Genomic DNA, 24,682 nt, shown 5'->3' on the forward strand with positions numbered 1-24,682 from the left:
ATGCGGCGTTAGAATTTTTCAGTTCCGGCCTTTCCAAGCTTGCCATGCAAGCCGTCGTTTACCGCAACTGCCAGTTTTTCAAACTCCTTTTGTCTACCGCTAAGCAGACTGATTAAATACAGGTAAGCCATAAATATAACCTTATTCACAGCGAACATAAATTTATTTGTGATTGCTACCCTTGAGTAAAAGTAAATGCGGTTACGTATATGATAATAAGTGCGAAAACTCCACTCATCAAGTAACTGAGAATGCAGTGGTTGCTTTTTATAATTTATACCTTGCGAGGTGTCGATATCAACAACCCGAGCTGCTGGTACAAGCCATATTTTACCACTTTGTTGAGTGACACGATAGGTATACTCTGAGTCGTCAACGTATAGAAAAAGCCTTTCTTCAGGATAGCCAATTTTTGACACTGTTTCACGGTGCATTAATAAGCCGCCATAGGGTACATAAGGAATTACTACGCTATCCTTATATGAACCTTGTATTTTATACTGTCCGGTTAGTTTTTTGTATTGATTTGTAAGTATTCTTAATAGGTGAAAGCCCAAAAAATTGTTTGGTACAAGGTAATATCTATGCCAATCGCTTCCCTTAGCAATTTGTATGTGCGCTGCCCTGTCTTCGCGTAAGCAAAACAATGCTTTTTTATCATTAGCGCCCGGTATCTCAGTCCACTTATTTAGTAAGATATCAAGCGCAGTTGTATCAGGCAGGTTGTCATCATCAAGCAGCCAGATGAAATCACATGTAGTTTGCGTGTGTGCATATGCTATGCCCTGCTTGTAGCCCCCTGCTGAACCAAGGTTAATCGAGTTTGTAAGGACAGTTACCTTAATATCGCTTGCATGCTGCTTTACATTGTATTCTGAAGCATTATCAACCACAACCACATTTTGTATCTGGGTAAATGACAACACTCTTTGCAACACAGCGCTTAAAAAAAGCCAGCGATTGCCATAGGTAACTATCACCACACAAACTTTAGGATTCAGCATAATAAGTACAGCACTTTAAAACATCCGCAAAGTAGCTTATTTCAAAATTAACGGACAAATAAAAAGGCCGCTACAAGCGGCCTTTTTATATAAATGTCTTATCTTATAATTCAGAAAGCTTTTTTATTTCTGTTACTGTAAGCTTGCGGTTATAAATACTTATATCGTCAAGCTTACCATGAAAGTTATATGCGTTTGCCCAAGGATCAACATCAAGCAGGCTATTATCACCTATGTGCAGTTTTGCAGCTGTGTTTGGATTAGGAGTTGGGATTGACCGTACATAGCTATCCAGTATACCGTCGATATACAAACTTATTTGTTGCTTTTCAAGCTCGTAAGTAATGGTAAGCATGTGCCATCCTTCTGTTCCAATAACTACGTTGCCTACTGCAAACGGATCAGGGCCGCCCGAAACGTTATAAAAAAGGTTTCCTGCATAAGCGCCATCATGGTTATCAGTACCTACAATTGAGCAGTTCCAGCCTTGTTGAAAAGCGCCTGTATTTTTTGACAGTAAAGAACTGCCTGAAGCTGCAATATAACTATCAACTTTTACCCACATATTAAGAGTAAAATCGGTATTGCTCAGCCGTAATGCTTGGCTGTCATCAATCACAATGTGGCTGGTTTGGCCATTAAACTGATAAGCTGCATCGGGAGTATTGTGGCGGTCGGTAGTAGAAATAAGATCAAAAGCTGTTCCGTTATGACCGTTACCCGATGAATCGGCAGCACTATCGTTATTCAGCGGATAAAAGGCAACAAGTCCTACTGTAAGGCTATCAGGCGTAGCTTTTGACACTGTAACCTGTACGCTAACGGATGTAGTGCTATCTAAATCACTTACTGTAATAGTTGATTGCCCTTCCCGTAAAGCCGTTAGCAAGCCTGTATTGCTGATAGTAAGTACACTTATATCAGATGAATATAATTTCAGTGAATCCAAGGGGAAAGTTGAAGGATTTGTTACCATAGGTATTTGACGCTGTTCGCCAACAACCATATGCAGCGAAGCGCTGTCGATATAAATGCCTTCTAAAAGATTCCGGTGGCTTGTTTCGTCAAAAACTTTACTACACGAACTAAGTGCAGCGAAAGCTAACATTGCAAGAAATAATAATTTCTTCATTATGTGTAAGGTTATAGTTTAATTATACCCCAAAAATAAAAAAAGGGCTTGTGCATACAAGCCCTTTTTTTATTAATTATTTCAGTTTTTTACGACTGGAACTTTTTACCGTTTATTTTACGTTCGTTCTCGGTAAGGTAGATTTTACGTAAACGCATGCTTTGCGGCGTTACTTCAATATACTCGTCAGCCTGGATGTACTCCATTGATTCTTCCAGTGAGAATTTAATAGCCGGCGCAATACGTACGTTATCGTCGCTGCCTGATGCACGCATGTTGGTTAACTGCTTGCCTTTAACAACGTTTATCACCAAATCGTTATCGCGAATGTGTTCGCCAAGGATTTGACCTTCGTACACATCAACACCCGGATCTACAAAGAAACGGCCCCGGTCCTGCAGTTTGTCAATAGAGTAGGCTGTAGTTTGTCCTTTTTCCATTGATATTAATACACCATTTAAACGACCAGGTATTGTACCTTTCCAAGGCTCGTAAGCCTTAAAGCGGTGCGCCATAATAGCCTCACCTGCAGTAGCGGTAAGTACGTTGTTACGTAAGCCAATAATACCGCGTGAAGGTATCTCGAATTCCAGGTGCTGCAAGTCGCCTTTTGGTTCCATTATCAGTAGTTCGCCTTTACGCTGAGTAACCAGCTCAATAACTTTACCGGCAACGTCGCCCGGTACGTCAACTATCAAGGTTTCAACCGGCTCGCATTTTACACCGTCAATCTCTTTAACAATTACCTGCGGCTGACCTACCTGTAATTCGTAACCTTCACGACGCATGGTTTCAATTAAAACTGATAAGTGAAGGATACCACGGCCATACACAAGGTATGAGTCAGGCGAATCGGTTTCAACAACCTTAAGCGCCAAGTTTTTTTCCATCTCTTTGTACAAACGGTCGCGCAGGTGGCGTGAGGTAACAAATTTACCTTCTTTACCAAAGAATGGCGAGTTGTTGATGGTGAACATCATGTTCATGGTAGGCTCGTCAATCTTGATAACCTCAAGTTGTTCTGGTTTTTCAAAATCAGCGATTGTATCTCCAATGTCAAACCCTTCGATACCCACAACAGCGCAGATATCACCTGATTTAACCTCAGATACTTTTGCTTTGCCAAGGCCTTCAAAAACGTAAAGTTCTTTGATCCTTGATTTTTGGATGGTACCGTCGCGTTTTACAAGGGATACCGGCATATTTTCTTTTATAACACCACGGGCAACACGACCGATAGCAATACGTCCAACAAATGATGAGTAATCAAGAGAGGTGATCTGCATCTGTAATGAACCTTCAATTTCCGGTGCAGCAGGTATGTGCGACAGGATAGTATCCATTAACGGGAAGATGTTATCTGTTGGTTGTTTCCAATCGGTGCTCATCCAACCTTGTTTTGACGAACCGTAGATAACCGGAAAATCCAATTGCTCTTCGGTAGCGTCAAGGTTAAAGAAAAGCTCAAATATCTGCTCATAAACCTCTTCAGGGCGGCAGTTTTCTTTATCTACTTTATTTACAACTACAATTGGCTTAAGGCCTAAAGCCAAAGCTTTTTGGGTTACGAAACGTGTTTGCGGCATGGCGCCCTCAAATGCGTCGCACAGCAAAATTACACCGTCGGCCATTTTAAGTACACGCTCTACCTCACCGCCAAAGTCGGCGTGGCCGGGGGTGTCAATTATATTGATCTTTACGTCTTTATACCGTACCGAAACGTTTTTGGCAACAATGGTGATACCACGCTCACGTTCAAGGTCGTTGTTATCCAATATCAGCTCACCGGTTTCCTGGTTATCCCTGAAAATGGCGCAGCTATGTAAAATTTTGTCAACCAGTGTGGTTTTACCGTGGTCAACGTGTGCTATAATAGCAATGTTTCTTATTTTTTGCATGAAAATGCGTCTCTAAATTTGGCGCAAAGGTACGCTTAATTTATTGCATTTTAAAGCTTTGCCACATTATGAATTTGTTATGGCAATTAGAATCAGCGTGTTAGATACTATTGCCAGCTGTTTATTCGTTTATGCCATACAAAACATTTAACTTCGTGTTATGGATATCCAGGTAATTATAGTGGCTTTATTGTTCATCGCTGCCGCGGTTTACCTTTTCCGTATGCTTTATAAAAGTTTAACGGCAAAAAAAGGTTGCGGAACCAACTGCAAATGCGGTGTCGATTTTTCAAACATTACGCCTGATATCCGTAAATAACATCTGCCTGCTTTTATAAACTTTATTGCTTACGTTCTTGCATGTCTGGTAAACAGGTATTTCAGGCCGATACCCCTAACAGGTGGAAGCGGTTCAAATGGTTCAGCCGTATCTTTTTTCTTATCCTTATCAGCGGACTTATTGCCGCCGCGGTTACTGTTACTGACAACCGTTACCCGGTATTGCCCAATTTAAATCCTTCGCCGAAAAAACTTACTAAAGAGCAGCTTGAACAGCTGAAACGCTCAACTAAATTCCGTGATTTTAAGATACAAAAGGTTCAGATACAAAAGCTGCAGGAAGCCCGCAGGCAGCAAATGCTTAAACACGCCGTAGGCAAGCGCGGTATAAACGCGGCCTTTTACCGTGCCTGGGAACCTCAGGCTTATACCTCACTTGCCGATAACTATCAGAAGCTGGATATGATAGTGTGCGAAGGCTTTTTTATTAAGCCAGGTTCATATACCGTAAATACTGCTATTGATACAGGTATTATCAACCTTAATAAAAAATACAAAAAGCAGGTTATTGTATCACTGTCGAACTATGTTAATTACAACAACGTAAGCGGCGGTTTTGATACTGAAACAACCCGTAAAATCATTGCCAGTGCTGAACTTAGAAAAGGTTTCATTAACAGCATCGTTATCCAGTTGAAAAAATATCGGTTCAATGGGATTAACCTGGATATGTATGAGCTTGATCATAACGATCCAAACTTTATCGCTTTCCAGAAAGAACTTTATGCCACCCTGCATGCAAATAAATTGCTGGCTACGCATAATGTGATAGCCGACGACGAGCAGTATAACGTAGAACAGCTTCAGAAGTACAACGATTACCTGTTTTTGATGGCTATCGATCAGCACAACCAGTCGAGCAATGAGGGTGATGTATCGCATCAGGATTGGGTAGAGATCATACTGGATAACGTTTGCTCCAAGGTGCCCAGCGAGAAGGTGATACTGGTGGTGGCCGGTGGGGGGTACGACTGGCCGAAGAACAGCGTAGGTGTACCTGTCGGTTATCAGCAGGCTATAAGTGTGGCCAAGGAGAACAACAGTAAAATTATTTTCGACCCTGCCTCGGCAAATCTGCACTATCGATATACTGGTACCGACAGCCTTGAACATAATGTTTACTTTGCCGATGCTGCAACTAATTTTAACCTTATGCGCATGGCCGACGACTGGGGAACTGCCGGTGTAGCTGTTTGGCGATTAGGTTTTGAGGATCCGCGTATATGGACATTTATTCACCACAATCTGACCATTGATTCGCTGAAAGAAAACGGTTTCGATACTAAAAAAATGGCGACCGTGGGGTTGAATAATAAGATCGACTACATTGGTGATGGCGAGGTGCTCGACTTGATTACACGACCGCATCCGGGTAAGATCACTATAAAACTGGATACTTCAGACTATTCAATCATCGACCAGAATTATGTTGAACTGCCCACCAAGTACGTAATACGGCGTTATGGCTACGCGCCAAAAAAGGTGGTGCTTACGTTTGATGACGGTCCTGATCCTAACTATACGCCTCGGATACTGGATATTTTAAAAGAGGAAAATGTACCGGCTACTTTTTTTGTGGTTGGCTCGATGGTAGAGAAAAATATTCCGATACTAAAAAGGATATATGATGAGGGTTACGAGATAGGCAATCATACCTACCTGCACCCTGATATATCGCAGGTGAGCTTGCAGCGGGTAAATCTTGAGCTTAACGCTACACGTAAACTTATTGAGTCGATTACCGGGCGAAGCACCATCCTGTTCCGGCCGCCGTTTAATGCTGATGCCGAACCGCAAACCATTGCCGAGGTAATTCCTGTTGAAGAAAGCCGCAAGCAAAGTTATATCAATATTGGTGAATCAATCGATCCGTGGGACTGGCAGCCCGGCGTAACCGCAGATAGTATTTATGAGCGCACTATCCGCCTGGCAGATAAAGGCTCGATGATACTGCTGCATGATGCAGGCGGCGACACACGCGAACCAACTGTGCAGGCGCTGCCGCGCATAATTAAAGAACTTAAACGCCGCGGTTATAAGTTCACCACCATTGCCGATGTACTGGGTAAAAGCAAAGATGAGCTGATGCCCGTGGTTAAAGATGATGTCAACAGCGGTTTAACCGGCGGGTTGTATGATGCTGTAGTTACCGGATATTTTTACTTCAACTGGTTTTTGTTCTATGTGTTCCTTACGGCGATATTTTTAGCGCTTGCGCGAATTGTTTTGATTGGCCTACTGGCAATAAGACAGTTCATTGAAAATAAAGACCGGCAAGAAGCAATTAAGCTTGAAGAGCTTCCGCATGTGAGCATTATTGTGCCGGCTTATAACGAAGAAGTAACGGCCGTTAAAACTATCAACAGCCTTTTACAACTTGACTACCCCGACTTCGACATAATTTTTGTTGATGACGGATCAAAAGATAAAACCTTTGAAGTGGTTAAGGCTGCTTATGGTGAGCACCCGTTGGTGAAGATATTCACCAAGCCAAACGGCGGCAAGGCATCAGCACTAAACTACGGTATAAATCATACCGAAAGCGAGTTTGTTGTTTGTATTGATGCCGATACGCAACTTAAAAACGATGCCATTTATCACCTGATGACCTGCTTTACTGATGAAGAAATTGGCGCAGTTGCAGGTACCGTAAAAGTGGGTAACGAGATTAATTTTATCACCAGATGGCAATCTATTGAGTACATTACCGCTCAGAACATGGATCGCCGGGCGTTCGACCTGATCAATAGCATTACTGTTGTGCCTGGCGCTATTGGGGCATTTCGTAAATCGGCTATTAACGCAGCAGGCGGCTTCACGTATGATACCCTTGCCGAGGACTGTGACCTTACCATGCGCATACTAAAGCAAGGCTATGTGGTACGCAATTGCGGCGACGCCATTGCTTACACAGAAGCGCCTGAAACGGTTAACGCGCTGCTGAAACAACGCTTCCGCTGGAGCTTTGGCGTAATACAAAGTTTCTGGAAAAATAAGGACGCGCTGTTCAATAAGAAATACAAGTTCTTTGGTATGGTTGGTATGCCTAATATTCTCATCTTCCAGATTATCCTTCCATTATTTTCACCCATTGCCGACTTGATGATGATCATCAGTTTATTCGGCCCGCACCCCGAGAGGCTGCTGAACTATTATCTTGTGTTCCTGCTGGTTGATTTTATTGTTTCTATGATCGCCTTCCGCATGGAAAAAGAGGATTATCGCAAGCTGGTGTACATCATTCCACAGCGTTTTATATGGCGTCAGCTCATGTATTTCGTGCTGTTTAAGTCGATACGCAAGGCGTTGAAAGGCGAGCTAAGCAGTTGGGGAACGCTGAAACGCACCGGGAATGTGAAGTTGTAGAAGATATAGTATCAGTCCAGAGACAATGAAAATCTTTTGAAAGTGGTGAATACACGTCTCAGAAGATTCTCCCTACGGTCGAAATGACATGTTATAAATAAATAAACAATTTGTCATTCCGACGAGGAACGAGGAGAAATCTTCTAAGAGCGACAGATGATCAATAAATTACTTCACCGCCTTCAACACTATATATGGCGAAAGCGCCTTGCTTTCAACCGGAACTATTTTAGTGAGCACTTTGCCGCCCAGCCATACAGCTTTTAGGAATGCCTTAGTTAAGCCGCTTTTTTGAGCTTTGTTTTCCAGCCAGATGGAAAACCTGCCCGAGTAATAACATTCCACTTCTTTTAAGCCTAAAGCCTTGCAGCTATCGGCCAATAGCTGCAGGTTCATACTGCTTATATTGTGTTTATTGTAATTATCGATATCGAACTTGCGTTGCACCCACCCGTTTACACCTGTAAAGTTTGGTAAGGTGATAAACAGCACGCCGCCAGGTTTCAAAAACTGTAGGTGCGTTTCAATAATAGCTTTTGTATCGTTAAAGTGTTCAATCAGTCCGAATGAACTTACCAGGTCGTATTGCTTTTCAGGAGTGTAATTAAAAAGGTCGGCTTCAATAATATTGATATCGCTTTCGCTTAATCCGTTTGCCTTTAGTAACTTATTAATGATATCATGGTGGATATAATAATCAAAAAGCGTAGTATCCAGCTGCAGGTATTTTTTCAGGTAGATGGCGTAGTAACCCGGGAATCCCCCCAACTCAATAGCCGACCGTATGTTTTTCTCTTTAACAAGCCTTGCCAGTATATCACCAAAAACATAATTAGCCTTAAGCTGAAAAATCAATCCCGTTTTTGCTTCCCAAAACGATTTCCAGAACGAACGGTCGGTTAAGTTATTCTCCATTAAAGCTTAAAAATTATGTTAAAACGCTGCGGCCTTCAAGTACTCTTGCCGGGTTGCCTACGGCAATGCTGTTTGCCGGAATATCTTTTATCACCACAGCACCTGCACCAATAATTACATTATCGCCAATAGCAACATCGCCTATGATACAAACATTAGCGCCTACATCAATATTATTACCCAACCTTGGGCAGCGGGTGAATGTGCCGTCAGCAAGTTTTTTATGCCCTATAGTTACTGAGTTACGCAAAACACAATTTTCGCCGATAATCACTCCCTGATTTACAACAAGTGCCTGTCCGTGATAAATGATCAATCCTTTGCCGGCCGTAAGTTTTCGCGGAAGCTCTATACCCAGGCTCCATTCAACAAAAAAGCGGTAAAACATCAGGTAGGGGAAAAAGATCACCTTGGTAATCATCGAGCGGTTGATGAGCTGCGCCACCCTGAACATAAAAAGCACCAGTTGCCCCTTGAAATTCTTCCGGTTGGCCTTCCTGTCCTGAAACATGTAAGCGAATATGTTCATGCGTAGCTTCTTCAAAAGTAAAAATAATTTGTTTAGTTATAGTCCATGGTCTATAGCCATAGAAGAAATGCTTGACACATACTATGGTCTATCGTCTATAAACCATGGACTAAAACACCTATACTTGTACCTCCATGAAGGTTACGCTTATTAATACTGCCGATGCCGGGGGCGGTGCGCCTGCCGCCTGTATGCGCCTGCTTAAAGCGCTTGAGGCTAAGCAGGTTGATGTAACCCTTGCTGTACAAGAGAAAAAAACTGCTGAGCCATTAGTAATTGATGCGGTAAGTAACCCGGTAAGTAAAGCCAACTTTTTTGCGGAACGGCTGCCTTTTATTTTTTTTCAGGAAAAGGATAAAAGTGTGAGGTTCGCGTTTTCGCCGGCCAACTCGGGTAGTAATATTTCAAACCATCCGGCTGTAGTAGGGGCAGATATTTTGCACCTGCACTGGACAAATTCAGGATTTTTGTCAATTAAAAATCTGAAAGAACTGTTCGCTTTGGGAAAACCTATTGTTTGGACGTTGCACGATATGTGGGCGTTTACAGGCGGTTGCCATTATTCGGGTGGATGCGATCATTTCTTACATCAGTGCGGCGATTGCTGGATGTTGCGCAAGCCTTCCGTTAATGACCTTTCCCACAAAGTATGGAAGCGTAAATCCGGTTTTCTGCTGCAGACAGAAAACCTTACCGTGGTAACCTGCAGCAACTGGCTGGGTGGCGTGGCGCGAACAAGCTCACTGCTTGGTACGAAACCTATCCATACTATTCCGAACCCCATTGATATAAATGCTTTTTCGCCAAAAGATAAGGTTTCCATGCGGGAAAAGTGGAACATTAATACAAACGCCCGCGTTATTCTCTTTGGTGCGGCCAACATAAACGACAGGCGCAAAGGGATAACTTACCTGGTTGATGCATTAAATCAACTGAAGCAAAACTATCTGCACACCGAAAAAGTTGAGATTGCCATCTTTGGTAAAAACAAACATTTTGACGTGAATACGCTACCGTTCAAAGTATATGAGTTGGGTATAATCAATAGTCAAAGTGATCTGGCTGAGATTTATAGCCTGGCCGATATTTTTGTATCACCTTCTGTGGAAGATAATTTGCCGAATATGGTGATGGAGTCGCTGGCGTGCGGTACGCCTGTAACCGCCTTTAATACAGGCGGAATACCAGACATGATAGATCATTTGGAAAATGGTTATCTCGCTGAATATAAATCGGCACAAGACCTTGCAGTAGGGCTTCACCACGTGTTATTTAACAGTGTTATGGCTGCCTTGAAAGAAAATGCACGGCAAAAAGTGTTAAAATACTTTACGCCTGAAATTGTAGCCGGACAGTATATTGAACTATATAAAAGCCTGTTAAGCAAATGACGGATATAAAGCCTGTATTGTCAGTAATTACAGTGGTGTATAACAACGCCCGGGATATTGAACGGACAATGCTTTCAGTATTGAATCAGACTTATCCGCATATCGAATATGTTATTATCGACGGCGCCTCAACAGACGGTACGCTTAATATCCTCGAGAAATATAAATCCCGGCTGGCAAAATTTATAAGCGAACCAGACAAAGGCATTTATGATGCCATGAACAAAGGCCTGGCGCTTGCTACTGGTGATTATGTGTTATTTATGAATTCCGGCGATGAAATATATGCTCAGGATACGGTTGAAGCAGTGTTTGCATCTTCGCCCGGCGCTGACATATATTATGGCGAAACAGAAATGATAAACGATGCCGGTGAAAGCCTTGGTCAGCGCAGGCACAAAGCCCCTGCAAACTTTACCTGGCGAAGTTTTAAATATGGCATGAGCGTTAGTCATCAGGCTATTTTTATACGGCGTACTTTGGTTGAGCCTTACGATCCTCAGTACCAGCTCAGCGCCGATATCGACTGGATATTAAAGGCTGCTATAAAAGCTAAAAAAATCGTCAACGTGAACCTTTATGTAGCTAAATACCTTGTCGGCGGCATGTCGAAGAAAAAACACCGCCAAAGCCTTGTCGAGCGGTTCAATATCATGAAAAAGTATTATGGGTTATTGCCGACTATATTTAATCATAGTGTTATAGCTTTTAATTTGGGATGGTATTGGTTAAAGAACAGAAGGACGAATGATTAGGGTTAAAACCAATCTGTCATACCGAACTTGTTTCGGGATCTCTCAGGCAGGTTACCAAGCGCGTGAGATGCTGAAATAAGTTCAGCATGACCAGATAAAAAAGCCCTTCATACTGTCTGCATGAAGGGCTGATATACTAAATTATAAGCCTCTTGTTGCTTTATTGGTTCACCCGAAATTTCTCTGTAGAACCGATGGTTGTGCGGTTACACGTCATGGCCTGAGTACCGCCTTCGCTGCTTACATAGCGTCCATTGCTGCCGCGCAGCGAAATAGTACCGTCGCCATTGTTTATCCAGTCAAATTGTTCCCATGGGCCTACAGCCGTGCGGTTACAGGTAATGGCCTGTGTGCCGTTTTCGCTGCTTACATATTTGCCTGAGTTTTGCAGGGCTACCTTTCCGCTGCCTGCGCTGGTTATGGCAAATTGCTCCCAGCCACCTACTGCTGTACGGTTAGCGTTCATGGCCTGTGTGCCGTTCTCGCTGCATACGTACAGGTTGTTCGCACTTTTCAGTGTGATGGTTTGCCCGATTGGCGGGTTACCTGTACCGCCACCACCTACAATTGGTTGTGTTGGGCGTGTAGCAGTTAATGCGATTTGTCCTTTCAGCATGCGGCCACCATCTCCTGTTAAGCGCAGGTAATAGTCAGACGAGCATGGCGTACCGTCTTCATCCAGCGTAACAAAGTTTGATCCTGCCGGGATGAACGCCGAACTTTCGGCTGTTTTGGCTATTTGGTTGCCTTCATTATACTCATCAAACATTGAAATGTAAATACTTTGCGCGCCTACACGTACCGCGTTATAAAACATGCGCCACATCAGGTCGCCGTGGGCGCGCTGGTGCAGTTGCAAGTCGCCGGGCAATACGCATGGTTGATAGTCAATGCCGTTTGCGTTGCAATCGGCCTGGTCGCTAATCATGTGCTGATTGTAGATATTATCCGCGTCGCCAACGTTACCCACCGCGCCAATAAGCCAGGGTGAAAGCATATTGAAGGCATGGTACACGTTGATATAACCCGCGCGTGAACCACCTACGCCTGTACGCCATTCGCGTGGAACACCGCCGATAACATAGCAGCCCTGCGCTTTAAACCAGTTGATCACATCCAGGCAAGCGGCTGCAGAGAACGGGCGGCCGGGATCGTTAAACCCAAAACCCCAGATACATACTACCGGTTTACCGTTCTGCTTAGCATAAGCGGTTGATGAAGTGTACGCCGACATTTTGTTTGTCCAGTCGGTTTTAATTTCCGACTGCATGTTGGTCCAGTTGGTTACATCATACATAATATAAAACTTACGGCCATAAGTCTGGGCGGCATCTCGCACTTTGGCAGTTATGGCATCGCGCACGGGGCCTTCGCCGCCGGTGGGGTTAAAACGCTGAAGGGCGGCGCAGTCAATATTGTTCTGCTGCATCCACTCAAACTGCTTATTAACTGTTTGTGTGGTGTATGACGAGAACAACCTTGCCTGCGAACCGTTGTTAAGGTTAGCCCACCCGGTTTGAAAAGTGGTGGTATAATCACGCACGTCGGGCCACGATTTTATGCCGTTATTGCTTGCCGATGGCGTTGCGCCCCAGTTTGGCGCCCAGTGCCACCACTGGTTAATAGGTGAGCCGTCGCCTACAGCGGCAAACCAGCCCTGATAGCCTACTACAACTTTGCCTACCACATCGCCCGGCGGCGAAGCGTTTGCTCTTTTTACAGGTACATTGGCTGCGCTATTTTGGTTGTTAATGGCAGCATCTTTTTTACACGCACTTATTAACGCGCATACAAAAGCAAATAATAAGAACAATACTTTTTTCATGTTCATAATGTTAATGGTTAGTAATTGGTTGATGATTAGTGAGTGCACACGGGCACACCATGCCCTACGGGGGTGTAAACAGGTTTGGTTTCATAATTGCCATAGATGTACCCGGCTGTACAATTGGGTGTTGCAAACCGGAGGTTTATAATTTAGTTGCGGTAAATAAACGTGCTGCCGATTAAAAAAATCATAATAAAACCTTAACGTAAAAATTTTCTTAGTAGGAAATACTATTGAGCGGATAATTTAACCAATGTTACTTGTCATCAAAATATAAAAACCACTGCTGACATACCGTTGTCATACTATGGCGGTTTCTTTGCTGTTATAACTTATTAGTATTTTTGCATATAGATGGATTTTAAGCTAACCTCTGAATATCAACCCACCGGCGACCAGCCCGGAGCCATAAAACAGCTTGTTGAGGGCGTTAACAACGGCGACGGATATCAAACACTTTTGGGTGTAACAGGCTCGGGTAAAACATTTACTATTGCCAACGTTATAGCTCAAACACAACGCCCTACGCTCATACTTAGTCATAATAAAACACTTGCAGCACAGTTATACGGCGAGTTTAAGCAGTTCTTTCCCGAAAACGCGGTGAACTACTTTGTTTCATATTACGATTATTACCAGCCGGAAGCATTTATACCAACTACTAATACTTATATTGAAAAAGATCTGCAGATAAACGACGAGATTGAAAAGTTGCGTCTTCGCACTACTTCAGCATTGATGTCGGGCAGGCGGGACGTTATCGTTGTGTCGTCAATTTCGTGTATTTATGGTATGGGTAACCCTGAGGATTTTCAGGCATCGGTATTTAAATTTGCCGTAGGCACTAAGATCAGCCGCAATGCTTTTTTGCATCGCCTGGTAGAAATATTATACGCCCGCACCACTGCTGATTTTAAGCGCGGTACTTTCCGCGTAAAAGGGGATACGGTGGATATTTTCCCTGCCTATCTTGATTACGCTTACCGTATTTCATTTTTTGGCGATGAGATTGAAGAATTAAGCGCCTTCGATATTACTACCGGTAAAACTGTCGAAAAAATGATGCATATGGTGGTGTACCCGGCTAACCTGTACGTTGCCCCGCGCGAACGTTTCCAGCAGTCGATATGGGCCATACAGCACGAACTTGAAGTACGTAAGAACCAGTTTTTGGAAGATAAACGCTTTTTAGAAGCCAAGCGCCTTGAAGAACGTGTTAACTACGATCTGGAAATGATACGTGAACTAGGGTATTGTTCAGGCATTGAAAACTACTCAAGGTTTTTTGACGGCCGGGAACCCGGCGCACGCCCTTTCTGTTTGTTAGACTATTTTCCTGATGATTACCTGATGGTGATTGACGAAAGCCACGTTACAGTACCGCAGATACGCGCCATGTACGGCGGCGACAGGTCGCGGAAGATATCGTTAGTTGACTATGGTTTCCGGCTTCCGGCTGCGCTGGATAACCGTCCGCTCAACTTTCAGGAGTTTGAGCGCCTTGCGCCACAAACTATTTATGTGAGCGCCACCCCTGGTGATTTTGAACTGGAAAAGTCAGAAGGTGTGGTAGTTGAGCAGGTGATACGCCCAACAGGGTTGCTTGATCCTGTGATCGATATCCGCCCGGTAATTAATCAGGTGGATGACTTGCTGGACGAGGTAGACCAAACCATTAAACAAGGTGACCGTGTACTGGTAACCACCCTTACCAAACGCATGGCCGAAGAACTGGCCAAGTACATGGATAAGCTGGGTATCAAGGTGCGTTACATCCACTCGGAAGTAAAAACTCTTGAGCGGGTTGAGATACTGCGTGGCTTGCGTTTAGGGGAGTTTGACGTATTGATAGGTATCAACCTTCTGCGTGAGGGTTTGGACTTACCGGAAGTGTCATTAGTAGCAATTCTGGATGCCGATAAGGAAGGCTTCCTGCGGTCTGAGCGTTCGCTTATACAAACCATTGGCCGTGCCGCCCGTAACGACCGTGGCCGGGTGATCATGTATGCCGATACGATAACCGAATCGATGCAGATCACCATTGACGAAACCAATCGCCGCCGCGAAAAACAGATAGCTTATAATACCGAACATGGCATTGTACCAAGAACGGTAGGTAAATCTCGTGAGGCCATTATCGAGCAAACCTCGGTTGTTGATTTTAAAGGCGGTGTGCAAAAAGCTTACGTTGAAAACGAGGCAATCACCATTGCCGCCGACCCGATTGTACAGTACATGAGCAAACCGGATTTGAAAAAGTCAATTGACAATACCCGTAAAGATATGGTTGCCGCCGCCAAAAACATGGACTTCCTGCTGGCTGCCAAGCTTCGTGATGAAATGTTTGCCTTGGAAAAGATGATGGAAGAAAGGTTTGGAAGTAAGTAAACCTCTCCCTAAATCCCTCTCCAAAGGAGAGGGATTTGAGTTATTCGTCATCTCTCATGCAAATACAATATGCCCTATGAGATCCCGAAACAAGTTCGGGATGACGTATCACCTTTACGTCAAAAACCGGCTTCCTATCATAACCAAACTTTTTTAGCGTTAATAACTTATATTTGTACGCTTAATTCATAATCAAATGGCATTGATCCGTTTTCTGCTTATTTCAATAGCAGTATTATATATTTTTCGTGTAGTAGCACGTCTGCTGCTGCCTATGTTTTTTCAAACTATTGTTAAAAAGGCTCAACAGCAACAACAGCATAATCCTTACAACAACTACCAGCAGCAACGCAAACCTGAAGGTACTGTGAAGGTTGATTATGTTCCGGAAGGAAAACGGTCACAGGTGCCCGATACAGAAGGTGAGTTTGTAGAGTACGAAGAGATAAAGAAATAATTGTTACAGGATGATTCCCGAAGAGTTTTATAAACGCCGCCCCAGGCATAACAATACTCCTGAAACAACTCTGCTTATTATTACCAACTTTGTGGTGTTTGCGGTGGCTACGCAGCTATTTGCCATGTGCGACACCATTAACAAATTTTACTGGATTGTACTTGGCTGCCTGCTGTTATACAACTTTTTTGTGATCAGTAAAAACCGCGAAGAGTTTGATAAACCCCGACTTATAGCGTTTGTATTAAGTATTGTAGCCCTTATAGGTTTGTTCTTTTTGATGCGTACCCGTGCAGGCAATTGCTAACCAAAGCTTTAAAAAACTTTAATTTCTATTCCCGCCCAAATTTTTATTTTTGAAGATTATCATTTAAACTATTCTGATGAATAACTGGTTCAAGCGCAATAGCGTGCATTTTGCTGTAATAGCTGTTTTTATTGTTATCTCCTTCGCTTACGTTTTTAGTCCCCTAATACAAGGCAAAGCATTATATCAGCATGATGTAATGCAGGCGCAGGGTTCACAAAAAGAAATAATGGACGTAAAGGCTAAAACCGGCAAAGCCCCTTTATGGACCAACAGCATGTTTGGTGGTATGCCTGCTTACCAGATATGGGCACAATATCCCTCAAACATTACTACGCACATTATAACAGTTGTTACAACCGTATTTCCTAACCCGGTTGGTACCATTTTGCTTTATTTGCTTGGCGCATATATGCTACTATCGGTATTGCGTATAACCCCCTGGGCAGCTGCAGCAGGAGCTATAGCGTTCGCTTTTTCATCATACAACTTTATTATAATAAATGCAGGGCACGCCAACCAGGCGCTGGCTATAGCTTTCTTCGCACCAATTTTAGCAGGCATTATTTTGGCGCTGCGCGGAAAATATCTGTTAGGCGCGTCGCTAACTGCTTTGTTTCTTGCGCTTGAAATACGCTCTAACCACTTGCAAATGACATATTACCTGATGATATCGATTTTGTTATTGGTTGGGTTTGAGCTTTATCGTTTCATCAAAGAAAATAAATTACAACCCTTCCTAAAATCAATAGGATATCTTGCTGCTGCTACTGTATTAGCTATAGCTGTTAATGCCGGCAGTCTTTGGACAACTTATGAATATGGTAAAGAAACCACTCGTGGTCAATCAAACTTAACCAAACATACTAATGAACCGGCCGCAGGGCTCGACAGGGATTACGCCTTCGCCTGGAGCCAAGGCATAAGCGAATGCTTTACTTTCCTGATTCCTAATGCTTATGGCGGCGAATCGGGTACCGATGCCTTGGGCACCGGCTCACATATTGCAAAGGTTTTTGAAGACAGACAGGTACCTGCCGATCAGGCTGAAGCTTATGTTCATCAGCTTGGTTTCTCAACATACTGGGGCGAAAAAACGTTTACGGGGGGGCCGTTTTACTTTGGGGCGGGTGTTTGCTTTTTGTTTATACTGGGTTTGCTTATAGTTCGGGGTTCTGTTAAATGGTGGCTGCTGGCCACAGTTGTTTTAACCATGCTGCTTTCATTTGGCAAATTTTTCACTCCGCTTAACTATTTCTTTTTTGATTACGTGCCCTTGTACAACAAGTTCCGCGCGGTTGAATCAATACTTGCTGTTGCAGGTTTGTGTTTCCCGCTATTAGCGTTTTTAGCTGTGCAGGAAATACTTCGTAACGAGGATAAAAAATTCATCTTTAACAAAGCCAAAATAGCATTATACATTACAGGCGGCATCAGCTTGCTGTTTATATTGTTGCCTGATATGATACTAAGCTTTAAAGCGCCGAATCATCAACAAAGTATCGATAGCCTTACACGTGCTTTAAATAATGATGCAACTTTTGCCAACAGCCTGGTAAATGCATTGGTGCAGGATCGTATTGCGCTTGCCCGCCATGATGCTATACGTTCGCTAATATTTATCATAGTTGTTTTTGGACTGATATGGGCGTATCTGAACAACAAACTTAATGCTACGTTAGTATCGCTATTGTTTGTAGTTGTTACTCTTGCTGATATGTGGACTGTAGATAAGCGTTTTCTTAACGACAGTAAATTTATCGCCAAAGAAGATTATAAAGAACCTGTAAAACCGCGTGAGATTGATCAGATGATATTACGTGACCCTGATCCGCATTTCCGGGTGTTCGACCTTAGCATGGGCAATCCGTTCCAAAATGCAGCAACATCTTTCTTTTATAAAAGCATTGGCGGTTACCATGCCGCTAAACTTAAACGTTTTGACGAATTGATTGACATGCAATTCAGCAAAAGCATCAATCATGATGTGTTGGATATGCTTAATGTTAAGTATGTTATATCAACCGATGAAAAGGGTCAGGCCCGTATGCAAAATAATGGCACCGCCTGCGGAAACGCGTGGTTTGTGCAAAGTGTAAAATTTGCTAAAAATGCCGATGAGGAAATGCAGGCCATCAGCAGTTTTGACCCTAAAAATGAAGCGATTGTTGATCAGCGATATAAAAACTTTATCACTGAGAAAGGTGTAGCTCCTGCTGCAGGCGGTTCGATAAAACTGGTAAGCTATAATCCTGAACACATGGTGTACGAAAGCGGTTCAACCGCATCGCAGATAGCTGTTTTTTCAGAGATATATTATGATAAAGGCTGGAAGATGTTGATTGACGGCGAAGAGAAACCATATTTCCGGGCCGATTATTTGTTACGTGCCGCTCAAATTCCGGTAGGTAATCACAAAATTGAATTCATCTTTCATCCAAATTCATATTATGCCGGTGAAAAAATATCGCTTGCCGGTTCAATATTGCTGGTACTGGCATTAGGCGGTGCCGCATATGTAGAAAATCGTAAGAAAGGTGGAGAAAAGAAAACCGTTTAATGATGATATTCTAAATAAAAAAGGCGATGAGTATACTCATCGCCTTTTTTATTTAGTGATAGGTGTATTGAATTGACATTAGCGTAATAACCGTCATTTACAAATTATCTACCTTTGCGCCAATGAATACATCTACCACAGCAAAGAAATACAGCCATATATTTTTTGACCTTGACCATACTATATGGGATTTTGACAAGAACGCTGAAGAAACACTGCATGAGCTTTATATTACATATAAACTCGCCGACCTTGGCCTGCCTGCGGCAGATGCGTTTATAGAAACGTACACACGCAACAATCACCAGTTATGGGCACAATATCATGTTGGGAATATTAGTAAAGCCGAACTGCGGGAAACACGTTTTAAAAAGACTTTTATTGATTTAGGTGTAGAACCTGATTTGATGCCGCCAACGTTTGAAAACGAGTATGTACAACTGTGCCCAACAAAAACCAACCTGTTTCCGCACGCGCATGAAACCCTGCAATATTTACAAAGCAAGTACACGCTGCATCTAATCACTAACGGCTTTAAAGAATCAACCGAGCTTAAAACAGCCGGAACCAATATTACAGGTTATTTTAAAAACATTATTATATCCGAAACCATCGGCTACAATAAACCTGACCAGGCGATATTTGAACATGCTATAACCCTTGCAGGGTGCGACAAAAACGGCTGCCTGATGATAGGGGACAGTATTGAAGCCGATATTCGCGGCGCTTTAAGCTATGGTATGGATGCGATTTATTTCAACCCCGCGGGATTGGAAAAGCCTAAGGATGTACCCGCGCAGATAAGCAGTTTGAAAGAATTAATGGAGTTGTTATAGTACTTCTGTACGATAGCGAAGTATCGGATCTATTGTCGATAAATGTTTAGTTCTTCAACATGACAATGGTTATTCTGTCATTCTGAGCGATAGCGAAGAATCTATTCGCCGATGGATGTTTGAACAGCATGGTAATGAAGCAAATTTACATCATCTCTACAGCCTCTTCCAATTCTTTATACCATTCTTCGCCGTATTTGCGAATAAGCGGCGCTTTCAGAAATTCGTGTACATGCACTTTTAATTCATCGCCAAATGAACAGGCAGGGCTGCAAATACTCCAGCGGTCATAATGTAATACATCAAATTCAGGGTAGTTAGTAACCCGGATAGGGTAGAGGTGGCATGAAATAGGTTTTTTCCAGTCGACCTCACCAGCTTCCCAAGCCTTTTCAATAGCACATTTGGTAATGCCGTTTTCCCAGGTTACATAAGCGCACTCTTTGTTAGTATCAACGCAGGGAGTAGTGTAATCGCCTTCAAAGTCGGTAACATAAGTGCCTTCTTTCTCAATAGTAGCAATGCCTTTTTCGGTCATGTAAGGCTTTACCTTCGGGTATATCTCATCAAGTATGGCAAGTTCATTATGAGCCAGTGGCGCGCCTGAATCACCCTCAATACAGCATGCGCCTTTGCACTTGTTCAGGTTACAAACAAAATTCTCTCTAATCACATCCTCGTGCACCAGCACACTGCCAACTTCAATCATTATTTATTTTACTTCTTTACAGGATTTAACGGGTGTTTAAGCCCTTTGGCGCCGGTTAAGTCCATAGTTAAACTGCCAACTATAACTTCAACGTGCGCTTTAACAGGTATACGGTTACCATCATCAGTAACCCATAGCATCAATTTGCTGTTCTTTTTAAAAATCTTTCCGGGTATAATGGTCGGGTTAAATTTAAGGCAGTTAAACGTACCCATTGAGCATTTCACCTTTTCTTTACCTAAATAAGTTACCGTCAGGTTATGTATGCCATCTTCCAGAAAGTAAGGCATAGTTATCGTTTCGCCTACTTTTACGTTTGATATATCAAGTGAGCGTGCATAATAGTATGCCGATACAAAATCAAATACCTTGCCCTCAAAAGTAAACTCGCCTTTTTCGGCTTTTAACTTGCCCTCCGCCTGGTTAAAGGTCACTTTATCGGTATGTTTCCAGCTGCCCTCGCGGCGGTTCTCGCTGTAAAAATAAGGCAGCAGGGTGCTTTTATCAATATAGCTGTCGTACCGGTTGCGCACCTTGTAAAATACATCAAACGTACCGGCGGTTTTGCCTTCGGCTACTATTTGTAAAGCTGGTTTGCCGCCAAATTTGGTGGCGCTTTCCTGTACCCTTAAATTAGCTTCGGCAGCTGTAAAAATACCATATTTCAATTTATAGCTTAGCTGCTCACCTGCACCAAATACCGGGTTATCAACATGATCCAACGTTTGTGAAAAGCCCGTTAATGCCGATGCTAAAAATATGATGCTTAAAAAAAAATTTCTCATTTATGTTTATACTGTTTGCCATGTATTGACAATCAGTATAGTAAATAGTTTAATAAGGTTGATCATTGGTCATTTCGCTACGCTTGTCATTAGTCATTGTCTCAGTAATGACTAATGACCACTCAGTCTTTCCTTTTATAAATAGGCACTGTTGAGCATGGTTCGCCAAACATCAGGCTTTTAGCTACAGGTGTTAGCCGTTTGGTTAGCTCAACGTAGGCTGATACAGGCACCGGTATATCACCACAACCTTTAATAACCAGCCGCTGATCACGGTATTTTTCTACCTCAAGGTTAGCGGTTATTGTTTTAACAAACAGCACGGTTTCCAACACATCGGCATCGCCAAAAACAACTTCTTTGGCATAAGGCGCCATGCGGTTGGCCAGCAGCATATAAGCCCATGCAGGTACTATAGCATCGGCAGTGCATGTTACGGCAACATACTTGTCCTGATATTGGCTCCAGTCATGTCCTTTTACAAACTCCCTGAAATCTTTTTCTTTCAGAATAAGTCCATGAAAAAGGTTATCCTTTATATCGTACACCACACGTTCACCAGGCGTATAAAATTCAGCAGGGTCTAAAGTAACCAGGCCGCTTAATGCCACTTTGTTGATGATGTTTTCCTGTATTTCCATCTTACTTAAAATAAAAAATCCGGGAACAGCGTAACCATTCCCGGATGCAAAATTACTTTAAAATACTGTTATAAGAACTTGGCCCTGTAATCTTTTACATTCGCCTTATCTTTCAGCGCCTCAAACAGGGCACCTTGCGAGCGTTGAGCTAATTGTTGAGCTATTTGTTCTTTTTCTTTTACTGTATTGGTAAGCGGAGCTGGTTTAACAAAACCATCAACACTGTACACATATACGCCCATTTGGCCTTCCACAGGTTTTGACAATTTACCCGGCTGCGAACCAAACACTGAGCCAATAACTTTATACTCTAAGCCTAATCCCGGGATAACAGGGTTAGCGAATACTATATTTTGTGCGGGAGCTAATTTGCCACCTGCTTTTTGTGCTACCTGTGCTATAGTAGTTGAGCCATTAAGCGCGCTTTGCAGTTTTTGAGTAAGCTGTTTTGCTTTTACCCTGTTACGAACCATTGGCTCAATTTGTGTTTTAACAAGGTCAAGTGATAATGTACCTTCGGGTTTTACCTGGGTTACGCGGGCAACAACATATTGGTTACCTACTGTAAACACTTGTTCAGACACATCGCCTTGTTCGGCTTTGAATATCCAGCGTACCAAATCGCGGGCGTTATCAAGTCCCGGAAGTGCCGCCGCCAGGCCGTTAACATCATTTACAGGAATCACTTTTGCACCAGCGCTTTTTGCCTGGGCATCAAAGTTGTTTTCATTAACCTTGCTAAGGAAAGCGCTGGCTTTACCATAAGCAGCATCCTGAGTTTTACGGCTTGACGCTATTTGTTTATCAACCACAGCAACCTTAACCACTTTTGATGAACCTTTTTGATCTTCAATACGGATAAGGTGAACGCCAAACTGAGAAGTTACTACCTTTAACTGACCTTTGCTGCCGTTAAAAGCTGCTTCTTCAAATACAGGCACCATTGCGCCACGGCCGAAAGTTCCAAGGCTTCCACCTTTTTCAGCAGAGCCTTTGTCTTCAGAGAAAGTTTTTGCAAGTTCTTCAAAAGAACGACCACCTTCAATAAGTTTTTTCAATGAATCGGCTTTTGCAAGTGCTTTTTCCGGGCCGCCTGCTGCGCTGATAAGGATGTGGCTTGCTTTTACCGAATCAGGTCCGGTACGGCCGTCAATCAGTTTCGCTATCTTGTAGCTGCCGTCTGCAGAGTATGGTCCGTAAACAAAACCATTTGCAGCGTTAAACATTACAGAGTCAAGTGCAGGATCAAGCTGACCTTTTTTGTGATATGTTAAAGGGGCTTTTGTATCAGCATTTACCTGTACAAATAACGAGTCGTTGTTGGTTGATTTGAATTCCTGGGCAAGTTTTTCAACTTGTGCTTTAATGGCAAGGCTGTCTTCTTTGCTTGGTGCGCCGTTAAAAGCTACGTATTCAAAACTCCTTAATTCCTGTTTGTTTTTGAACAGGTGTTTGTTTTCATTGTAGTATTCTTGATAATCATCATCGCTGATGGTTACTTTGTTGTCAGGCAATGATGCATAGTCAAGCGACACATATTTAAAGTTAGCCAGTTTGTTTTTGGCTTCATAATCGTCTTTCGCCTCAAGTGAGTTTACATACAAGCCATTAGTAACCAGGCTTACATATTTTTCAGCTTTTTTTGATTCAATGATACCGTTAACAAACTCACTCCATTGCGCTTTCATCTGGTCGCCATCCTTAGCGTTGCTTACGTTAGAAAGAACGTTGTTCAACTGAGCTCTGTCAAGCTGGCCGGTTTGCGGATTAGTGAATGCCTGCACAATTTGAGGATGCGGATTAGGTCCGCTGATTAATGACTTTGCTTCATCAGCGCCCACAACCAGGTTAAGCTTGGACATTTCGTTTGTAAGGATGGTGCGGCTTACTATCTGGTTCCAGGTGTTTTCCTGTATATAATTTACAATTTGAGGCGACATGTTACCACCAAATTGCTGTTTAGCCTGATCGGCATTTTTTTCGTACTTCTGATTAAAGTCGTCGTATGAAATTTTTTCTTTGCCGATTACGCCTATCGTAGTAGCATCGTCGCGGAAAAACGACCCGCCAAATTGGATAACCTCACCTGCAATGAAAGCAAAAAGCGCCAACCCGATGACGATGACCAAAATCAGGCCCATCCTGTTGCGCAAAAAACTCATTATTCCCATATAGATCTCTGTGTTACTTAACTATTTAAAAAGAGGGCGCAAGATACAATTTTACTGCATTTAGGGCAAACAAAATTTAGCGCAAATTACTGTGTGAAACCGGGGTTTTCATTCACGTTAAATATACCTGTAGTATTATCTAAAGTATAAGGGTAAAAGCTTTCATTGCTTTCAAAGCCTGTGCCGTTAATGATGTCTCCATTTTTCATGAATATCTGAACAGGCTGGGTCGACCGGATCTTTTTATTTTTTCCATCCCATATCAATTCTTCCGATTTAAAAATGTCGCCCTGTTCATTTTTAGCCACTACGTTTTTATGCAGTTCAATAAGGTTTTCACTTTCCCTTTGTATGCCATGTTCGGCGGTAATAACGTTAACCGGTTTCAGGTTTTCATAAAAAGTGATCTTAACGCCATTGGGCATTTCACGGTAGGGTTTGGCAACGGTATGATTAAGCATAACAGGCGCTTCAACCTTAGCTTTTACTTTTGCCGAATCGCTGAAAATGATCTCGACATCTTTACTGCGTTCAACGGGTTTAATTACTTCAAGTTCAGATATCTCTTTAATTTTCTTCAGATCGTTTTCACACGCGCTAAAAACAAAGCAGGAAATTAATCCTGCTGTACTTAATTTGAAGAAATATTTTGACCTGAAGTATGGCATAGC

Annotated in this window: 20 protein-coding genes; 9 read left to right on the top strand and 11 right to left on the bottom strand. The window is 42.8% G+C overall.

Translation table 11 applies throughout. The features are described 5' to 3' along the window. Nucleotides 1-8: 8 nt before the first annotated feature. The 3 genes from EOD41_RS07845 to typA form a co-directional block, all read right to left on the bottom strand. Nucleotides 9-1,004: a glycosyltransferase gene (locus tag EOD41_RS07845; RefSeq protein ID WP_127704226.1), complete on the bottom strand. Its 996-nt coding sequence runs from the start codon at nucleotides 1,002-1,004 to the stop codon at nucleotides 9-11. Between the two features lie 103 nt (nucleotides 1,005-1,107). Then, a complete protein-coding gene (locus tag EOD41_RS07850) occupies nucleotides 1,108-2,136 on the bottom strand; it encodes a LamG-like jellyroll fold domain-containing protein (protein WP_127704227.1) in 1,029 nt (342 codons plus the stop codon). 89 nt (nucleotides 2,137-2,225) lie between these two features. Then, a complete protein-coding gene (typA, locus tag EOD41_RS07855; protein ID WP_127704228.1) occupies nucleotides 2,226-4,034 on the bottom strand; it encodes a translational GTPase TypA in 1,809 nt (602 codons plus the stop codon). 160 nt (nucleotides 4,035-4,194) lie between these two features. On the opposite strand from typA, the gene EOD41_RS07860 reads away from it, so the two are divergent. Together EOD41_RS07860 and EOD41_RS07865 are read left to right on the top strand one after the other, a co-directional pair. Further along, entirely contained in the window at nucleotides 4,195-4,353 is a 159-nt protein-coding gene (locus EOD41_RS07860; protein WP_127704229.1) for a FeoB-associated Cys-rich membrane protein, read from the top strand. Between the two features lie 41 nt (nucleotides 4,354-4,394). After that, complete coding sequence (locus tag EOD41_RS07865) at nucleotides 4,395-7,739, top strand: polysaccharide deacetylase family protein (protein ID WP_127704230.1); 3,345 nt, start codon at nucleotides 4,395-4,397, stop codon at nucleotides 7,737-7,739. 168 nt (nucleotides 7,740-7,907) lie between these two features. Here EOD41_RS07865 and EOD41_RS07870 read toward each other — a convergent pair whose 3' ends face one another. Then, entirely contained in the window at nucleotides 7,908-8,654 is a 747-nt protein-coding gene (locus EOD41_RS07870) for a class I SAM-dependent methyltransferase (protein WP_127704231.1), read from the bottom strand. A 13-nt stretch (nucleotides 8,655-8,667) separates the two neighbouring features. Next, the gene (locus EOD41_RS21200; RefSeq protein ID WP_317133191.1) at nucleotides 8,668-9,198 is read right to left on the bottom strand and encodes a serine acetyltransferase; all 531 of its coding nucleotides are present in this window, start codon (nucleotides 9,196-9,198) and stop codon (nucleotides 8,668-8,670) included. 119 nt (nucleotides 9,199-9,317) lie between these two features. On the opposite strand from EOD41_RS21200, the gene EOD41_RS07880 reads away from it, so the two are divergent. Then, a complete protein-coding gene (locus EOD41_RS07880; protein ID WP_127704232.1) occupies nucleotides 9,318-10,574 on the top strand; it encodes a glycosyltransferase family 4 protein in 1,257 nt (418 codons plus the stop codon). Then, nucleotides 10,571-11,329 carry a glycosyltransferase family 2 protein gene (locus EOD41_RS07885; RefSeq protein ID WP_127704233.1) on the top strand — a complete coding sequence of 253 codons (759 nt, stop codon included), beginning with the start codon at nucleotides 10,571-10,573 and terminating at the stop codon, nucleotides 11,327-11,329. Before EOD41_RS07880 ends, EOD41_RS07885 begins: the two co-directional genes overlap by 4 nt. Before the next feature lie 160 nt (nucleotides 11,330-11,489). On the opposite strand, the gene EOD41_RS07890 is transcribed toward EOD41_RS07885, so the two are convergent. Continuing rightward, nucleotides 11,490-13,154: a lectin gene (locus EOD41_RS07890; protein ID WP_127704234.1), complete on the bottom strand. Its 1,665-nt coding sequence runs from the start codon at nucleotides 13,152-13,154 to the stop codon at nucleotides 11,490-11,492. Nucleotides 13,155-13,511: 357 nt separating this feature from the next. On the opposite strand from EOD41_RS07890, the gene uvrB reads away from it, so the two are divergent. The 5 genes from uvrB to EOD41_RS07915 all read left to right on the top strand — a co-directional run bounded on the left by uvrB (nucleotide 13,512) and on the right by EOD41_RS07915 (nucleotide 19,705). Then, a complete protein-coding gene (gene uvrB, locus EOD41_RS07895; protein WP_127704235.1) occupies nucleotides 13,512-15,545 on the top strand; it encodes an excinuclease ABC subunit UvrB in 2,034 nt (677 codons plus the stop codon). Nucleotides 15,546-15,741: 196 nt separating this feature from the next. Then, nucleotides 15,742-16,002, top strand: a complete 261-nt coding sequence (locus EOD41_RS07900; protein WP_127704236.1) for a DUF4834 family protein — start codon at nucleotides 15,742-15,744, stop codon at nucleotides 16,000-16,002. Nucleotides 16,003-16,012: 10 nt separating this feature from the next. Continuing rightward, nucleotides 16,013-16,309 carry a hypothetical protein gene (locus EOD41_RS07905; RefSeq protein WP_127704237.1) on the top strand — a complete coding sequence of 99 codons (297 nt, stop codon included), beginning with the start codon at nucleotides 16,013-16,015 and terminating at the stop codon, nucleotides 16,307-16,309. Between the two features lie 76 nt (nucleotides 16,310-16,385). Further along, complete coding sequence (locus EOD41_RS07910; protein ID WP_127704238.1) at nucleotides 16,386-18,869, top strand: YfhO family protein; 2,484 nt, start codon at nucleotides 16,386-16,388, stop codon at nucleotides 18,867-18,869. Nucleotides 18,870-18,991: 122 nt separating this feature from the next. Further along, complete coding sequence (locus tag EOD41_RS07915; protein ID WP_127704239.1) at nucleotides 18,992-19,705, top strand: YjjG family noncanonical pyrimidine nucleotidase; 714 nt, start codon at nucleotides 18,992-18,994, stop codon at nucleotides 19,703-19,705. A gap of 145 nt (nucleotides 19,706-19,850) precedes the next feature. On the opposite strand, the gene EOD41_RS07920 is transcribed toward EOD41_RS07915, so the two are convergent. The 5 genes from EOD41_RS07920 to lptC form a co-directional block, all read right to left on the bottom strand. Then, nucleotides 19,851-20,414 carry a DUF3109 family protein gene (locus tag EOD41_RS07920; RefSeq protein ID WP_127704240.1) on the bottom strand — a complete coding sequence of 188 codons (564 nt, stop codon included), beginning with the start codon at nucleotides 20,412-20,414 and terminating at the stop codon, nucleotides 19,851-19,853. An 8-nt stretch (nucleotides 20,415-20,422) separates the two neighbouring features. Continuing rightward, nucleotides 20,423-21,199 carry a DUF3108 domain-containing protein gene (locus EOD41_RS07925; protein ID WP_127704241.1) on the bottom strand — a complete coding sequence of 259 codons (777 nt, stop codon included), beginning with the start codon at nucleotides 21,197-21,199 and terminating at the stop codon, nucleotides 20,423-20,425. A gap of 122 nt (nucleotides 21,200-21,321) precedes the next feature. Beyond that, nucleotides 21,322-21,840 (bottom strand): DUF2480 family protein, encoded by a 519-nt coding sequence (locus tag EOD41_RS07930; RefSeq protein WP_127704242.1) that lies wholly within the window; start codon nucleotides 21,838-21,840, stop codon nucleotides 21,322-21,324. Nucleotides 21,841-21,908: 68 nt separating this feature from the next. Then, complete coding sequence (locus EOD41_RS07935; protein ID WP_317133192.1) at nucleotides 21,909-24,002, bottom strand: peptidylprolyl isomerase; 2,094 nt, start codon at nucleotides 24,000-24,002, stop codon at nucleotides 21,909-21,911. Between the two features lie 95 nt (nucleotides 24,003-24,097). Beyond that, nucleotides 24,098-24,679, bottom strand: a complete 582-nt coding sequence (gene lptC, locus EOD41_RS07940) for an LPS export ABC transporter periplasmic protein LptC (protein WP_127704244.1) — start codon at nucleotides 24,677-24,679, stop codon at nucleotides 24,098-24,100. Nucleotides 24,680-24,682: the final 3 nt, after the last annotated feature.

The sequence above is a fragment of the Mucilaginibacter limnophilus genome (genome assembly GCF_004005815.1).
GTDB lineage: Bacteria > Bacteroidota > Bacteroidia > Sphingobacteriales > Sphingobacteriaceae > Mucilaginibacter > Mucilaginibacter limnophilus.

Excerpts from the sequence above, each read along its gene's own strand:
- EOD41_RS07860 (WP_127704229.1), top strand. The coding sequence starts at position 4,195 with ATGGATATCCAGGTAATTATAGTGGCTTTATTGTTCATCGCTGCCGCG.
- EOD41_RS07900 (WP_127704236.1), top strand. The coding sequence starts at position 15,742 with ATGGCATTGATCCGTTTTCTGCTTATTTCAATAGCAGTATTATATATT.
- lptC (WP_127704244.1), bottom strand. The coding sequence starts at position 24,679 with ATGCCATACTTCAGGTCAAAATATTTCTTCAAATTAAGTACAGCAGGA.
- EOD41_RS07925 (WP_127704241.1), bottom strand. The coding sequence starts at position 21,199 with ATGAGAAATTTTTTTTTAAGCATCATATTTTTAGCATCGGCATTAACG.
- EOD41_RS07920 (WP_127704240.1), bottom strand. The coding sequence starts at position 20,414 with ATGATTGAAGTTGGCAGTGTGCTGGTGCACGAGGATGTGATTAGAGAG.
- EOD41_RS07890 (WP_127704234.1), bottom strand. The coding sequence starts at position 13,154 with ATGAAAAAAGTATTGTTCTTATTATTTGCTTTTGTATGCGCGTTAATA.
- EOD41_RS07935 (WP_317133192.1), bottom strand. The coding sequence starts at position 24,002 with ATGAGTTTTTTGCGCAACAGGATGGGCCTGATTTTGGTCATCGTCATC.
- EOD41_RS07880 (WP_127704232.1), top strand. The coding sequence starts at position 9,318 with ATGAAGGTTACGCTTATTAATACTGCCGATGCCGGGGGCGGTGCGCCT.
- EOD41_RS07865 (WP_127704230.1), top strand. The coding sequence starts at position 4,395 with ATGTCTGGTAAACAGGTATTTCAGGCCGATACCCCTAACAGGTGGAAG.
- EOD41_RS07850 (WP_127704227.1), bottom strand. The coding sequence starts at position 2,136 with ATGAAGAAATTATTATTTCTTGCAATGTTAGCTTTCGCTGCACTTAGT.
- uvrB (WP_127704235.1), top strand. The coding sequence starts at position 13,512 with ATGGATTTTAAGCTAACCTCTGAATATCAACCCACCGGCGACCAGCCC.
- EOD41_RS07885 (WP_127704233.1), top strand. The coding sequence starts at position 10,571 with ATGACGGATATAAAGCCTGTATTGTCAGTAATTACAGTGGTGTATAAC.
- EOD41_RS07845 (WP_127704226.1), bottom strand. The coding sequence starts at position 1,004 with ATGCTGAATCCTAAAGTTTGTGTGGTGATAGTTACCTATGGCAATCGC.
- EOD41_RS07870 (WP_127704231.1), bottom strand. The coding sequence starts at position 8,654 with ATGGAGAATAACTTAACCGACCGTTCGTTCTGGAAATCGTTTTGGGAA.
- EOD41_RS07910 (WP_127704238.1), top strand. The coding sequence starts at position 16,386 with ATGAATAACTGGTTCAAGCGCAATAGCGTGCATTTTGCTGTAATAGCT.
- typA (WP_127704228.1), bottom strand. The coding sequence starts at position 4,034 with ATGCAAAAAATAAGAAACATTGCTATTATAGCACACGTTGACCACGGT.
- EOD41_RS07915 (WP_127704239.1), top strand. The coding sequence starts at position 18,992 with ATGAATACATCTACCACAGCAAAGAAATACAGCCATATATTTTTTGAC.
- EOD41_RS07905 (WP_127704237.1), top strand. The coding sequence starts at position 16,013 with ATGATTCCCGAAGAGTTTTATAAACGCCGCCCCAGGCATAACAATACT.
- EOD41_RS07930 (WP_127704242.1), bottom strand. The coding sequence starts at position 21,840 with ATGGAAATACAGGAAAACATCATCAACAAAGTGGCATTAAGCGGCCTG.